The sequence below is a fragment of the Flavobacterium psychrophilum genome, assembly GCA_001708385.1.
Lineage (GTDB): Bacteria > Bacteroidota > Bacteroidia > Flavobacteriales > Flavobacteriaceae > Flavobacterium > Flavobacterium psychrophilum_A.
Window position 1 is genome coordinate 2,160,365 of record CP012388.1, and the last position, 13,728, is coordinate 2,174,092.

The following is a 13,728-nucleotide window of genomic DNA, read 5'->3' on the forward strand; positions in this document are numbered from 1 at the left end:
GTTAAAAATCAATTTGTGTAGACCTGTCCAGGTCCTGCAATGTAATAAATTTATCGATTTTTATTGTCTTCCAAACCGTTTTGGGCTTATTTTGAGTTTCATCAAACATATTGCCACCTGTGGTGATTGCTTTTTTCTTTGTAATGAAGTTTATGCTTATCGAACTCTCATCACCAAGGCTTCGGCTATACTCACTGCTGTCGTAACCTATAAGCGTAAACTGCTCATTCTGCCATCTTAGCTTATACGTGCTATGGCTTACACCATAACTGCCGCAGCTTACCCAGTAATTAAAATCAACAGACAGCACTCCTTTTTTTATGTCTATACCGCCATCCTGTAAAAGTGGGTCGGCAAGGCAGGTAGCATCTTCATCATTCTCGGGCGGAATAAAACTTTTATGTAATGCAGCCAGCCTGTAGCCTTTACTATCCTTAAAAAGGATAACCAGATATCTAGGGTTAACATTAAGTGACCTTGCACCGAGCGATTCGTTCTCAATAAAGTTTTCCTTATTGGTGTCTTCAATAACAAGTGCAATATCGTCTTTCGCATCTTTGTTAAGATCGCCTGTTGCCCTGGCTACAATTCGCCATGCTTTTGGCACAAAGGCAAGGGTGTCTTTACCATGAGCTGGGAGCTGCACTTCGTTCTGTGCAAAAGTGTAGGACGAGGCCAATAAAAGAAGGATGCAGCATAGTTTTTTCATTCGGATCAAACCATTTAAATATCAAACGCGGATAACACCTTTTTAGCATTACCCGCGTTCGGTATAAAACAAATTTACTAATTTATTATATCAAATCCGGTGTACTTCCTCAAAACTTCCGGCACTACGATACCTTCCGGAGTCTGGTAGTTTTCAAGGATTCCTGCAAGCACCCTTGGCAATGCCAGCGAGCTTCCGTTAAGGGTATGCGCCAAATGATTTTTACCTTCTTTATCACGAAAACGCAGCTTAAGCCTGTTTGCCTGGAATGTTTCAAAGTTAGATACAGAGCTTATTTCAAGCCAACGGTCCTGCGCTGTAGAAAACACCTCAAAATCGTATGTAAGGGCAGATGTAAAGCCCATATCGCCGCCGCAAAGGCGTAACACCCTGTACGGAAGGCCAAGCTCTACAAGTAATTCCTTAACATGCTCTACCATACCGTCAAGCGCAGCATACGAGTTCTCCGGTTTTTCGATACGTACTATCTCTACCTTGTCAAACTGGTGAAGGCGGTTAAGCCCTCTTACGTGTGCACCGTATGAGCCTGCTTCCCTACGGAAACATGGTGTGTAACCTGTACACAATACCGGCAGGTCTTTTTCTTCGATGATAACATCCCTGAAAAGATTGGTTACAGGAACCTCAGCAGTAGGTATAAGATAAAGGTCATCTACACCTACGTGGTACATCTGCCCTTCTTTATCCGGCAGCTGTCCTGTTCCAAAACCCGAAGCCTCGTTTACAAGGTGAGGCACTTGGTATTCTTTATACCCGGCATCGGTATTTTTATCTAAGAAATAGGTAATAAGCGCACGCTGTAACCTTGCTCCCTTACCTTTGTAAACAGGGAAACCGGCACCAGTGATCTTAACACCCAGTTCAAAATCTATAATGTCATATTTTTTAGTAAGTTCCCAATGTGGCAAGGCACCTTCAAACAATGTTGGAATTTCGCCTTCGGCATAAACTTCAACGTTTTCTTCCGGGGTTTTACCAACCGGAACAATATCGGCAGGGGTATTTGGCAGTTTGTAAAGTGCCTGTAAAAGCTCTTCGCTAACCGATGCCAATGTATCACCCAGTTCTTTACTTCTTTCTTTGTATTGAACCGTTTTTTCTTTAATAAGCGCTGCTTTTGCTTTTTCGCCCGCTTTCATAAGTTCACCAATATCCTTAGACAGCTTGTTGGATTCGGACAGAACAGTATCTAGTTCTACTTGTGTATGCCTTCTTTTTTCGTCAAGGGCAATCACTTCGTCTACTAACGGGGCGGCATCAAAATTTCTTTTTGCCAGCGCCTCAATCACTTTTTCTCTGTTTTCTCTGATAAATGCTGTCTGTAACATGGTTATGTTTTTTAATAAAGGAAGCAAATTTAATGAATTGTTTTAATTAATCCCTTTGCAATTATGGTTTAAAACCGCTCATTTTAAAGTTTTTTACAACACCAACAATAGCGATTTCTCATTACATTTGAAGAAACCTTTTGCCTATGAAAAGATTTTTTACCCTCCTGCTCCCCTGTCTGTTATGCAGCCTTACTGCTTTTGCACAGCAATATGGCGATGATGTAAGCGAAATTGCAGAAGCCGAAAGAAAAGCCGCACATGCTTTAACTACTTTTACGGCAAACAGCAATACCGGCAATTATGACGTAATTTATCATAAACTGGATCTTTCTGCCGACCCCACAATGCATTTTATAAGCGGCACCATAACTACAGATTATATTGCCAAAGAAGACATGTCTTCTATTACCTTTGATCTATCACCACAGCTTACGGTTAGCAATATTGTACAAAACGGCAATGAACTGGCTTTTACTCAAAACTCAGACAACGAATTGGTTATTACGCTTCAGGGCATACAATCAGCAGGCACACAGGCTACTATAGCAGTTACCTATTCGGGTGCGCCGCCAACAGAAGATTCGTCTTTTGTTGTATCCCAACATGGCGATTCACCTGTATTATGGACACTATCTGAACCCTATGGCGCAAAAGACTGGTGGCCGTGTAAACAGGACCTCAACGACAAAATAGATAAGCTGGATGTATTTATCACTACCCCTGTTGGCTATGTAAGCGTTTCTAACGGAGTAGAGCAGCCTATGCCTGGTAATGGAGAGATTTCAAAAACCACACATTACCAGCATAACTATCCCATCCCAGCCTACTTGCTTGCCATTGCCGTGAGCAATTACAGTATTTACACCCAACAGGCGGGTACAGCGCCCAACGAATTTCCGATAGTTAATTACCTGTACCCGGAAACACAGGCACAAAACGAACAAAGCCTCGCCGTTACCATCCCAATAATGAACTTTTTTGAGGAACGTTTTGAACCCTATCCGTTTCATCTGGAAAAATACGGGCATGCCCAATGCGGTTTTGGCGGAGGCATGGAACACACAACCGTTTCTTTTATGGGAAGTTTTGGCCGAAACCTTATTGCCCACGAACTGGCACACCAGTGGTTTGGCGATAAAATTACCTGCGGATCATGGAAAGACATCTGGCTGAACGAAGGTTTTGCTACGTATCTGTCCGGATTGGTTGTTGAACACCTTGACGGTTTTGATGCCTTTAGAAGCTGGAAAGGCTCAAACATAAATAATATAACATCGCAGTCAGGTGGGTCTGTTTACCTTACAGATACCGATACGCTAAGTTCTTCACGTATCTTCAGCAGCAGGCTTAGCTATAACAAAGGCGCAATGGTGTTACACATGCTACGCCATAAACTAGGCGACGACGCGTTTTTTCAGGCACTTAAAAATTACCTTGCCGATCCTGAACTTGCTTACGCCTACGCAAAAACGCCTCAGTTACAGGCACACCTGGAAGCAGCATCAGGACTTAACCTTACAGGTTTTTTTGATGACTGGGTATACAAAGAAGGTTTCCCCATATATAACATAACTGTTGAAAACAGGGAAGAAGGCAAAGCAAAGATCATTATAAATCAATCGCAGTCCAGCCCTTCCGTAAGCTTCTTCAAAATGCCTGTTACCATATTACTCACAGGGAAAGAACAACAACTCCATTACTTAAATCTGGAAAACACAGAAAACGGACAGGAATTTACCGTCGACGTTCCTTTTGAAGTTGCAGATGCAGCTTTTGATCCCGACAGCGATATCATTTCAGGAAACAATACTATCGAAGTTTTTACGGGTAATTATTTTACGCCTTACCTGTCACCCAACCCAACAGGAAATACAATTTCTGCTATTCTGCCGGGTGGCGTTTTACCACAGGAAGCGATATTTTTTAATGCCATAGGGCAGAAAGTAGGCGAATCATATGGAGACTCCACCTGGAATGTTTCACACCTTGCCAATGGCGTTTATTTTATTGCGCTGCAAACAACCAAAGGTAAAACCGATTTAAAGTTTATTAAGAATTGATGATTTTAGTGGAACGCGGATGACGCGGATAAGGGCGAATCTACGCAGATTATTTATTCCGAATTACGGCACCCATATTAACCTTGTCATACCGCTTAGCCCCTGGTGCGAATGATTGGTTGCGGGTATTCCTGCCAGGAATCCTAAGCTTACTTTTTTAGAAAACTGAAGCTTAAACTGCGGCCGGAATACAAAAGATGGCTTTTCGTGAGAGAATTCCATATTGGTTTCCAATCCAACAAAATTACCGCCTGTAAAAACATAGTGCAGGTTAGCATTTACCTGTGCCGATGTTTCCCATGTGTTAGTGGCAAAAAATTGTTCAAAAACAGGCCCGGTATACAAAAGGGTATGAATATTTGGTGTCCAGCGTTTGGCAGCAATAAATATAGGGTTGTATAATGTTCCTTCAAACAACCTTCCGTTATGATCGATATCTGAAAACGAAGACAATTCAAATTCCTGAATATACCCTACCGCCATAGAAGTCTGGTATTTTTCTGAAACCATAAATGTATACTGAGTAGCCAGCTTAACACCCTCTATCTTGTTATCGGGCATAGATAGCGTTTGCTGATGGTTGTGTTGGTATATCTCAAAAGGTACTTCTATCTCAAGTCCAAGCCTGTTGGCAACAGCAAATTCGTACTCCACAAAACCAGTGTAAGACAGGTATTGCTTTTCGTCGTTAACACCAAAACCTACATTAATTTCTTTCTCGCCTTTGCGTGCGCCAAGGTCACGGATAAGATCTATAAATAGAGGCTCGGCATGGCTAAGCTTTAATGGTTTTGCAGGTGGTACAACAGAGTCTTTTAACTGTTGTGCATTCGCAGAAAAAACAGATAGTGTAAGTAAGAGGATTGTGATGATGTTCTTCATAATTCATTTCATTTGATACCAAAACTATTGGCGCAAATGGGAAAGAATTAGGAAAAAACGGGGCTTTAAGGAATATTTAGGATTTTTATTCGGTAATAGCTTTTACCCTGTATACTAAAAAAGCGATCATAACACCAAATACCCCTATTATTGCGAACGATATCCTAAGGCTGGTTAAGTGTGCCACGTGGCCTATAACCGGAGGGCCAAGCATAAAGCCTAAAAAGCTTACGCTCGATACAGTTTGCAGCGCAATACTCGGTTCTATATTAGGTCGCCTTCCTGCTATACTGTAAACGCTCGGCACAACAGTACTTACACCAAGGCCTACAAGCATGAAGGCAAATGTAGCAGGTAGTATATACGGAAACAGTACCGCCGTATACAAACCTGTAGAAATTAGGAACCCACTAATGATAAGCACTTTTTTCCTGCCCAGTTTTCGTATGGCTTTATCACCAAGAAAACGACCGGTTGCCATCATCGCCATAAATGATGCGTAGCCCAATACCGCCATTGGGCCATCGGCTTTTATAACATCGCTAAAATACACCCCACTCCAGTCGAACATTATGCCCTCGCTAAGCATACAGCAAAACGACATAACACCAAGCCATAGCAATACGGTATCGGGTTTAGAAAATAGCCTGTTCTTTTCGGCAGGTTTGGGCTGGCTTTTCACTTTCACAAGGTATTTATAGTTTAGCAGGATAACAATCCATACTGCCACTGCCACAATTATAAAATGTACTGAAGTAGTTAATTGCAGTGCTTTCATACCAATACCTATAAGTGCTCCGGTAAATCCGGCAAGGCTCCAGGCACCATGAAACGACGACATTACCGCCCGTTTAAAAAGCCCTTCGGTATAAATACCCTGCGTATTGACAGATATATTAGTGAGATTACTGCATACGCCAAAGAAAAACAGCACCAATGCCAGTTGCCATTTTTGTTCTGCAAAACCCAAAAAAATTAGTGTGGTTACATACAGGCTCAAACCAATAACCACTGTTTTGTGGCTGCCGTATTTTACAGCAAGCCTGCCCGAAAACGGCATAATACAAAGCTGCCCCACCGGGATAGAGAATAACATGGTACCCAAATCGCCTTCGGTAAGGCCAAGTGCCATCTTAATATCGGGAATACGGCTTGCCCAGGTGGCGAAGTTTAACCCCATAGAAAAGTAGAATAATGTAACCGCCCAGCGCACCCGGTTAAGGTAAGATGCTCTTACATCTTTATACGCTTTTTTATAGGCCAGTGCACCATTCGGCTTATCGGTTATTTTTACTTCTCCCTCCATGGGTGCAAAATTACTATTGTTGCTGCAAAAATGCTTTAAGCGGACCTATAAATTTATTATACGCCTCTATATGTGGCAGGTGGCCTACATTATCCAGTTCAGATAATTTTGCATTTGGTATTTTTCGTGCGGTTTCTTTACCCAACTCGGGGTAGTTGCCAAGGGTTTCCTGAACCTCTTTTGGCGCTTTGCCTTTACCTAATGCGGTACGGTCGCGCTGCCCTATTATAAGCAGTACTGGCATTTTAAGATTTTGGAATTCATAACAAACCGGTTGCGTAAATATCATGTCGTACGTAAGGGCAGAACTTTTAGCTACAATAGCGTAGTCGTTATTAACCGTCCATCCTGCAACAGGCAGCAGCCATTTATCATAGTCTTTCTTCCACTTATTGTCATAATAGAATTTAAGCTGATAGTCTTTCATCTTGTGGTAATCCTGTTTTAATTCGCCCTCATACCATTCGTCTACACTTTGGTAGGGCACAACGGTTTTCCAGTCTTCCAGCCCTATTGGGTTTTCAAGAATAAGTTTTTCAACAGTTTCAGGATACATCAGCGAAAAGCGTGTTGCCAGCATACCACCCATAGAGTGACCTACCACATTTACCTTTTCCAGCTTTAGCGTATCTAACAAAGTTTTAGTGTTTTGCGCCAACAGCTGAAACGTATACTGAATATTTCCAGGCTTTGACGATTTCCCGAAACCAATCTGGTCGGGCATTACAACACGGTAACCGTCTTTCGCTAAATCTGTGGCAGTATCCTCCCAATACATGGCAGGAAAGTTTTTACCATGCAGCAAAACTACCGTCTTTCCGTTAGGCTTTTTAGGCTGAAGATCCATATAAGCCATCTTAACGTCCTGTCCCTGTATTTTAAGCGAAAGTTCTTTTACCGGAAACGGGTACTTTATATTTTCCATCCTAATGCCTGTAGCCTCGATATTTTTTTGGGCAAAAGCCGAAGTAAATGAAGCAACAAGCAGTACAAACAGTAATTTTTTCATTTTGATTGATTTTTGAACAGGTTTTATCTCCAGAATTCTATTATACCTCCCCTTTCGCCCAAAACAGGATCGTTATCCGGGAATGGTACTTTAGCAATACGGTCGTCGGCAGCAGGACGGTCATCCTCATCGCCTTTCATAAGGTCATAATCCATCCCGTCAGGATATGCCCCAAGCACAGCAAAATCATCGGTAGCCGAAATTTTCTTATGCCCGGTTCCCGCAGGAATAATTATTACATCTCCGGCGACAACATCTACCCTCTTGCCGTTCTCTCCACCCAATTGCAATTCTGCCGAACCTTTATAAATTCCCAAAACCTCATGGCTTATACTGTGGTAATGATGGTACGGATACACACCATTGCGCCAAGAGTTTGTCCAGTTGTGCCTGGCAAAAGCCTTTTCCATTACATTATCCAGGTAATCGGCAAACGGAAAGGCATTTTTATAAATAATAAGCGGAAAAACACTGTTGGGTATCTTGCCGTCGTCTTCAAATTGAAATTGAAATGTTTCCATAGTTTATTTGTTATACACTTCGGGGTTTACACACGCAGGCAGTTTTTCGCCTTTTAGTCCCGCCAATATATTTCTGGTAGCCAACTCCAGCATTGCTTCCCTGGTTTCTTTTACTGCCGACCCAATATGCGGCAATACCGACACGTTAGGCATACCTAGTAATGGGTTATCTTTATCCATAGGCTCAGGGTTGGTAACATCCAGTCCTGCACCCCAAATAGTTTCGTTTTCAAGGGCAGTACGCAAATCGGTTTCGTTATGAATACCGCCACGCCCTGCATTAACAAATATGGCATTAGGCTTCATTTTGGCAAAAGCCGATGCATTAAATACCTCTTTCGTTTCGGGAGTAAGATTAGCATGTACAGATATAATGTCGCTCTGCTCTAATAATTCATCAAATGATACTTTTTTAGCTCCGAGTTTTTTTTCGGCCTGTTCATTATTGCTGCGGTTATGGTAAATAACATCCATCCCGTAGGCATTTTTACAGAGCTTTGCCATCTCAAAACCGATGTTTCCCAAACCAAAAACACCTAATGTTTTGTTCCTGATATCAATACCCACATTCGCCATCGGGTCAAAAAACTTCCAGTTGCCATCAAGAATACGTTTATGGTGGTAAAATGCTTTTCGCGAAGTGGCAAGCATCAGTAAAAAAGCAGTATCGGCAGTAGCCTGGCTTAATACATCGGGCGTATGCCCAACACCAATGCCACGCTTTGTAGCTGCCTTAATATTTACATTATCATAACCAACCGACATTAATGAAATTACCTTTAAATCCGGTAAAGCGTCAATAATCTCTTCCGTTATTTTAAAACCGCCCATAACAAATAGCCCTTCGGCATCTTTGGCATTTTCTATAAATTCTTCTTTGGTAAGTTCCCTTTTCTCTTGCCATAGGTTTACAGTTGCGCCTTCAGTTTTAAGGGTTTTAAGAACAGGGTCGGGAAGTTGTCGTGTTGCGAATATTTTCATTTTTTTTATTTAGGCCTCATTCCAGCCCCTTCAGTTAGAGACGGAGCGAGTAGGATATTGTAGAGCATTTACTAAAAACAAATTACCAAACTTACCAAACTTACCATGCGCTTTCTGATGTTAAGAAATGCAAGTGATCTGCCGTTATAGCCAAATCCGGTGCTTTGATTATGCTATCTAATTGTTTTGTGCTGGTAGCACTTACAATTGGTGCCGTAACCGACGGCCTGTGTATAAGCCATGACAGCGCCACCGTTGCAGGAGTTGCGTCCAGCTCGGCAGCAACTTCATCCAGGGCAGCAAGAATTTTAAACCCGCGGTCGTCAAGGTATTTTTCTACACCCCCACCACGCTGGCTTTTGTTCAGGTCATCTTTAGAACGGTACTTGCCGGTAAGGAATCCGCTGGCAAGCGAATAATAGTTCAGCACGCCAAGGTTGTTGCCCAGGCATACAGGCTCAAGTCCGTTTTCAAAGACTTCACGCTCGTACAGGTTGTAATGTGGCTGAAAAGTTTCGTATGCAGGAAGCCCATTTTCAAAAGCTATCTGTAACGATTCTTTAAGCCTGTCGGCACTAAGATTAGATGCACCAATGTGGCGTACCTTACCTTCTTTTATCAATTGGGCATAGGCCTCAAGTGTTTCTTCTATCGGGGTAGATTCATCATCAAAATGCGTCTGATACAAATCAATATAATCAGTCTGCAATCTTTTAAGTGAGTCTTCAGCTGCCTGAATAATGTACTTTTTAGCCAATCCTTTTTTACCGTTACCCATATCGCTGCCTACTTTTGTAGCAATGATAACTTTATCACGGTTGTTGTTTTTCTTCAGCCAGTTGCCAATAATTACTTCCGATTCTCCTCCCTCGTTTCCGGGAGCCCATCTTGAATATACATCGGCTGTATCTATAAAGTTGAAACCTGCACCTGTAAAGGCGTCCAGTATCTCAAAAGATTGTTTTTCGTCTATCGTCCATCCAAAAACATTTCCCCCAAAAGTTACGGGGTACACGTGCAAATTCGTATTGCCAAGCTGTCTTTTTTCCATGGTGTTTATTTTAATGCTATAATTTTTTTCTGTTCGCTGCTTGCACTTGCGGCGTCTATAATTTTCATGGTCTTAATACCATCTGCAGCAGTTACAGGTTCTTCTTTATCTTCTGTTATGGCTAGGTAAACACCATCAAACAGGTCGTAGTAATTACCCTGAAGCGTAGGTAGGGTTTTACGTACTTCTTTGCCGTTTATATCGGTATGCAGCAATCCTTCTTTACCAGCCGGCTCTGTACCCCATTCATTCCTGTTTGGCTTTTCGCCTGTCTTGAGTACATCTTCCTGAATATCGCCACGCTCTTTTAAGAACGATCCTTTCTTACCGTGAACCACATAGGCAGGAACTGCCTCCCTCACAAAAAATCCGGCTTTAAGCCTTACCCTTTTTTCAGGGTAGTATAGTGTAATATCAAACCAGTCATCAACTAATGAGTTTTCTCTTGTTATCCTTACATCGCCATGCACAGCTTCAGGATAGCCAAATAAATGCAATGCCTGATCTATAATATGCGGACCAAGGTCTCTCAATACCCCGGCACCTGCATTTGCAGTTTCTTTATGGGTTTTAGGACTAAGGCTGGGGTTATATCTATCGAAATGGAACTCTGCTTCAACAATATCGCCCAACAGGTTTTGGTCTACCACCTGCTTTACCGTTTTAAAATCGCTATCCCAACGGCGGTTTTGGTATACGGTTAGTTTCAACCCTTTTTCTTTGGCTATTGTATTAAGCTCTTCTGCTTCGGCTGCTGTAGTAGTAAATGCTTTTTCTACCAATGCATGCTTGCCGGCAAGTAAAACCTTTTTTGCGAATTCGTAGTGGGTTTCTACGGGTGTATTTACAACCACAAGGTCTACATCGTCTGCCAAAAGTTCTTCAAGCGAACTATAGCTTTTTACCTGTGGGTAATCGTTTTGTATTAGTTTTTTACTGCGCTCCCACGAGCCCGTGAGTTCAAAGCCTTCGTGCAGCGTTAAAAACGGCGCATGAAATACGCGCCCCGACATTCCGTAAGACAGCAGTGCTGTTTTAATTTTTTTCATTTTTTCTCCTCACCCCCGACCCCCTCTCCGAAAGAGAGGGGAGCGAGTGGCATTATATTTATTAATAAAATCTAAAGCAGTATTCAGCGACTCTTCCTTCGTCAGATTGACAAAACTGAAAACTGCGATTGATCACTGAAAATTAATCCTGTAGTTTAGCGCGTTCGTATTGTTTAGGCCACATTACCTGTTTGTTATGTAGGTCGTGGGCAAAAGTAAGCCCGATATAAGGGTCACGAAGTGCTTCGCGGGCAAAGAAAACCAGGTCGGCCTTGCCACTGCTTACTATCTCTTCTGCCTGTTCTGCCTCGGTTATAAGCCCAACAGCTCCCGTGCAAATGTGTGCTTCTTTCTTAACACGTTCTGCAATTGGCACCTGGTAGTTTGGCCCAACGGGTATTTTTTGATGTGAAACTGCCCCACCCGATGAGCAGTCTATTATATCCACGCCATTTTGCTTAAGCTCTTTAGCAAGCGTAACAGAGTCGTCTTCATTCCATCCGCCTTCAGCCCAGTCGGTACCGGAAATCCTTACAAACAATGGCAGGTCGCCCGGCCATTCCAGTTTTACTGCGTCAAGTATTTCTAAAAGAAGTCGGATTCGGTTTTCAAAGCTTCCGCCGTATTTGTCGGTACGCTGGTTGCATAGCGGCGACAGGAACTGGTGAATAAGGTAACCATGCGCAGCGTGAATTTCAAGTACTTTATAGCCTGCTTCGCGTGCACGCCCTGCTGCCTGTTTAAAATCGTGAATAACCTTGGCTATACCATCGGTATCGAGTTCAAGGGGAGGCAATGCTTCTTCATCATGGTAGCGTATAGAGCTGGGTGCAACAGTCTGCCAGCCATCTTCCTGAAGCGTTAATTTCCTGTTTCCCTGCCATGGTGACGATGTACTTGCTTTCCGGCCTGCATGTGCCAGCTGTATTCCGGGGAATGCATTTTGCTGAAGTATAAACGATGTTATCTGTTTGTATTTTTCTATGTGCTCATCTTTCCAGATTCCCAGGTCTTCCGGCGATATCCTGCCTTCCGGTGATACTGCTGTAGCTTCCTGTATGATAAGCCCTGCACCGCCCACTGCACGCGAGCCAAGGTGTACAAGGTGCCAGTCATTAGCAAAGCCGTCTTCGGCAGAGTACTGGCACATAGGAGATATTACGATTCTGTTTTTTAAAATGATGCTTTTTATCTGTAATAGCGAAAACAATGGTGAAGCCATAAGTTTTATCTTTTAGTAGTTAAGGTGAAGCCAAAAATGGCGCGGTAGGCAGTATTATAAGGGGTTCGCCCTTTGCAAGTAAATACGCGTACGGTAAATTTACCCTACAAAATTTAAACTGCAAGGGTAAAATTTAATTATTAACAAACATTTAAACCCTTAACGCTACAATTAAAGTAATCACTGTAAAACAGAAAACACTATTTTTGTGCGTTTATATAAGGAATTTAATACTTTAAAATGGATACACTCGTACAGATTGCCCAATTAGTTCTCATGTTGTCGATACTTGTAATTCTTCATGAATTTGGGCATTACATAACTGCTAAAATGTTTAAGGTAAGGGTAGAAAAGTTTTACCTTTTTATGGATGCCGGATTCGCGCTTTTCAAGAAGAAGATAGGTGAAACCGAATGGGGAATCGGGTGGCTGCCTATCGGCGGGTATGTAAAACTATCGGGGATGATAGACGAGAGTATGGACACCGACCAGATGAAAAGCGAGCCACAGCCGTGGGAATTCCGTTCTAAACCGGCATGGCAAAGGCTTATTATTATGCTTGGCGGTATTATTGTTAATGTAGTTCTTGCCTGGTTTATATTTACTATGGTGTATTGCACCTATGGTAAAAAATATGTTTCTACAGAGCTTATTCAAAAAGACGGACTTGCCTTTGGTGAGGTTGGAAAAAAAGCAGGATTTCAGGACGGTGACAAAATTGTTAGCGTAGATGGTAAATTTCAGGCGCGATTTGACCGAATGATACTTGATGTTCTTTTAGGAGATGACGTTAAAGTAGAACGCGACGGGAAAATTATCGACGTCAAGCTCACAGATCAAAACAAAAAGGACATACTTGACAAAGAAGGCAAGGAGTTTATACAGCCAAAAGCTGTTAAGACTGTTTATGTACAAGAAGTTACAGAAGGATCTAACGCTGAAAAGGCAGGTCTCGAAGCAGGTGATATGATTACGGCAGTTAACGACCGAAAATTTGAGAAATTTGGCGATAGCAACGAAATTATACAGAGTTATAAAAACGACAGTATTCGATTAAGCGTAATTCGCGACAACCGCCCCATAATTGTTAAAGGTTTGGTGAGCAATGAAGGTACTTTTGGATTCAGGCAGCTGCCTACAGGACTTATAGTAGAAAAATATAATTTCTTTACCGCTATACCTAAAGCTATAGAAGAATCATACAGCCTTATCGTTTATAACGTAAAACAGTTTAAGCTTATCCTTCGCCCTTCAACGGGTGCTTACAAGCACGTAAAAAGTGTTGTTGGTATTGCCAACGCTATGCCTACTTCATGGGATTGGGAATTTTTCTGGAAATTTACAGCACTATTTTCAATTGGTCTTGCCTTTATGAACATACTGCCAATACCGGGATTAGATGGTGGTCACGCCATTTTTACCATAGCAGAAATGATAACAGGAAGAAAATTAAATGATAAAGCTGCCGGAGTAGTGCAAACTGTGGGTATGGTTATTTTATTAAGCCTCATGGTGTTAACTTTCGGTAAAGATATCTACGAGATTATAGCTCGAAAATTCTTTTAAATTTTTTCCGATTTTGTTTG

Annotated in this window: 12 protein-coding genes; 2 read left to right on the forward strand and 10 right to left on the reverse strand. The window is 42.2% G+C overall.

The annotated features are described in order from the left end of the window. Window position 1: 1 nt before the first annotated feature. Together ALW18_09300 and ALW18_09305 are read right to left on the reverse strand one after the other, a co-directional pair. Window positions 2–709: a hypothetical protein gene (locus ALW18_09300; GenBank protein ID AOE52686.1), complete on the reverse strand. Its 708-nt coding sequence runs from the start codon at window positions 707–709 to the stop codon at window positions 2–4. A gap of 77 nt (window positions 710–786) precedes the next feature. Continuing rightward, window positions 787–2,058, reverse strand: a complete 1,272-nt coding sequence (locus ALW18_09305) for a seryl-tRNA synthetase (GenBank protein AOE52687.1) — start codon at window positions 2,056–2,058, stop codon at window positions 787–789. 146 nt (window positions 2,059–2,204) lie between these two features. On the opposite strand from ALW18_09305, the gene ALW18_09310 reads away from it, so the two are divergent. Continuing rightward, window positions 2,205–4,121 (forward strand): peptidase M1, encoded by a 1,917-nt coding sequence (locus tag ALW18_09310; GenBank protein AOE52688.1) that lies wholly within the window; start codon window positions 2,205–2,207, stop codon window positions 4,119–4,121. Window positions 4,122–4,184: 63 nt separating this feature from the next. On the opposite strand, the gene ALW18_09315 is transcribed toward ALW18_09310, so the two are convergent. The 8 genes from ALW18_09315 to ALW18_09350 all read right to left on the reverse strand — a co-directional run bounded on the left by ALW18_09315 (window position 4,185) and on the right by ALW18_09350 (window position 12,142). Next, window positions 4,185–5,003, reverse strand: coding sequence for a hypothetical protein (locus ALW18_09315; protein ID AOE52689.1), 819 nt, complete (start codon window positions 5,001–5,003; stop codon window positions 4,185–4,187). A gap of 85 nt (window positions 5,004–5,088) precedes the next feature. Next, window positions 5,089–6,309 (reverse strand): MFS transporter, encoded by a 1,221-nt coding sequence (locus tag ALW18_09320; GenBank protein AOE52690.1) that lies wholly within the window; start codon window positions 6,307–6,309, stop codon window positions 5,089–5,091. 13 nt (window positions 6,310–6,322) lie between these two features. Further along, complete coding sequence (locus tag ALW18_09325) at window positions 6,323–7,324, reverse strand: alpha/beta hydrolase (GenBank protein AOE52691.1); 1,002 nt, start codon at window positions 7,322–7,324, stop codon at window positions 6,323–6,325. A gap of 17 nt (window positions 7,325–7,341) precedes the next feature. After that, a complete protein-coding gene (locus tag ALW18_09330) occupies window positions 7,342–7,839 on the reverse strand; it encodes a hypothetical protein (GenBank protein ID AOE52692.1) in 498 nt (165 codons plus the stop codon). Window positions 7,840–7,842: 3 nt separating this feature from the next. Further along, window positions 7,843–8,820, reverse strand: coding sequence for a hydroxyacid dehydrogenase (locus ALW18_09335; GenBank protein ID AOE52693.1), 978 nt, complete (start codon window positions 8,818–8,820; stop codon window positions 7,843–7,845). Between the two features lie 100 nt (window positions 8,821–8,920). Continuing rightward, window positions 8,921–9,871: an alcohol dehydrogenase gene (locus tag ALW18_09340; protein ID AOE52694.1), complete on the reverse strand. Its 951-nt coding sequence runs from the start codon at window positions 9,869–9,871 to the stop codon at window positions 8,921–8,923. A 5-nt stretch (window positions 9,872–9,876) separates the two neighbouring features. Further along, window positions 9,877–10,920 carry an oxidoreductase gene (locus ALW18_09345; protein ID AOE52695.1) on the reverse strand — a complete coding sequence of 348 codons (1,044 nt, stop codon included), beginning with the start codon at window positions 10,918–10,920 and terminating at the stop codon, window positions 9,877–9,879. Window positions 10,921–11,062: 142 nt separating this feature from the next. Beyond that, window positions 11,063–12,142 (reverse strand): oxidoreductase, encoded by a 1,080-nt coding sequence (locus ALW18_09350; GenBank protein AOE52696.1) that lies wholly within the window; start codon window positions 12,140–12,142, stop codon window positions 11,063–11,065. Window positions 12,143–12,382: 240 nt separating this feature from the next. Between ALW18_09350 and ALW18_09355 the strand changes: the two genes are divergently transcribed. Then, complete coding sequence (locus tag ALW18_09355) at window positions 12,383–13,708, forward strand: zinc metalloprotease (protein ID AOE52697.1); 1,326 nt, start codon at window positions 12,383–12,385, stop codon at window positions 13,706–13,708. Window positions 13,709–13,728 lie beyond the last annotated feature (20 nt).

Excerpts from the sequence above, each read along its gene's own strand:
- ALW18_09355 (AOE52697.1), top strand. The coding sequence starts at position 12,383 with ATGGATACACTCGTACAGATTGCCCAATTAGTTCTCATGTTGTCGATA.
- ALW18_09300 (AOE52686.1), bottom strand. The coding sequence starts at position 709 with ATGAAAAAACTATGCTGCATCCTTCTTTTATTGGCCTCGTCCTACACT.
- ALW18_09310 (AOE52688.1), top strand. The coding sequence starts at position 2,205 with ATGAAAAGATTTTTTACCCTCCTGCTCCCCTGTCTGTTATGCAGCCTT.
- ALW18_09320 (AOE52690.1), bottom strand. The coding sequence starts at position 6,309 with ATGGAGGGAGAAGTAAAAATAACCGATAAGCCGAATGGTGCACTGGCC.
- ALW18_09345 (AOE52695.1), bottom strand. The coding sequence starts at position 10,920 with ATGAAAAAAATTAAAACAGCACTGCTGTCTTACGGAATGTCGGGGCGC.
- ALW18_09350 (AOE52696.1), bottom strand. The coding sequence starts at position 12,142 with ATGGCTTCACCATTGTTTTCGCTATTACAGATAAAAAGCATCATTTTA.
- ALW18_09335 (AOE52693.1), bottom strand. The coding sequence starts at position 8,820 with ATGAAAATATTCGCAACACGACAACTTCCCGACCCTGTTCTTAAAACC.
- ALW18_09330 (AOE52692.1), bottom strand. The coding sequence starts at position 7,839 with ATGGAAACATTTCAATTTCAATTTGAAGACGACGGCAAGATACCCAAC.
- ALW18_09305 (AOE52687.1), bottom strand. The coding sequence starts at position 2,058 with ATGTTACAGACAGCATTTATCAGAGAAAACAGAGAAAAAGTGATTGAG.
- ALW18_09315 (AOE52689.1), bottom strand. The coding sequence starts at position 5,003 with ATGAAGAACATCATCACAATCCTCTTACTTACACTATCTGTTTTTTCT.
- ALW18_09340 (AOE52694.1), bottom strand. The coding sequence starts at position 9,871 with ATGGAAAAAAGACAGCTTGGCAATACGAATTTGCACGTGTACCCCGTA.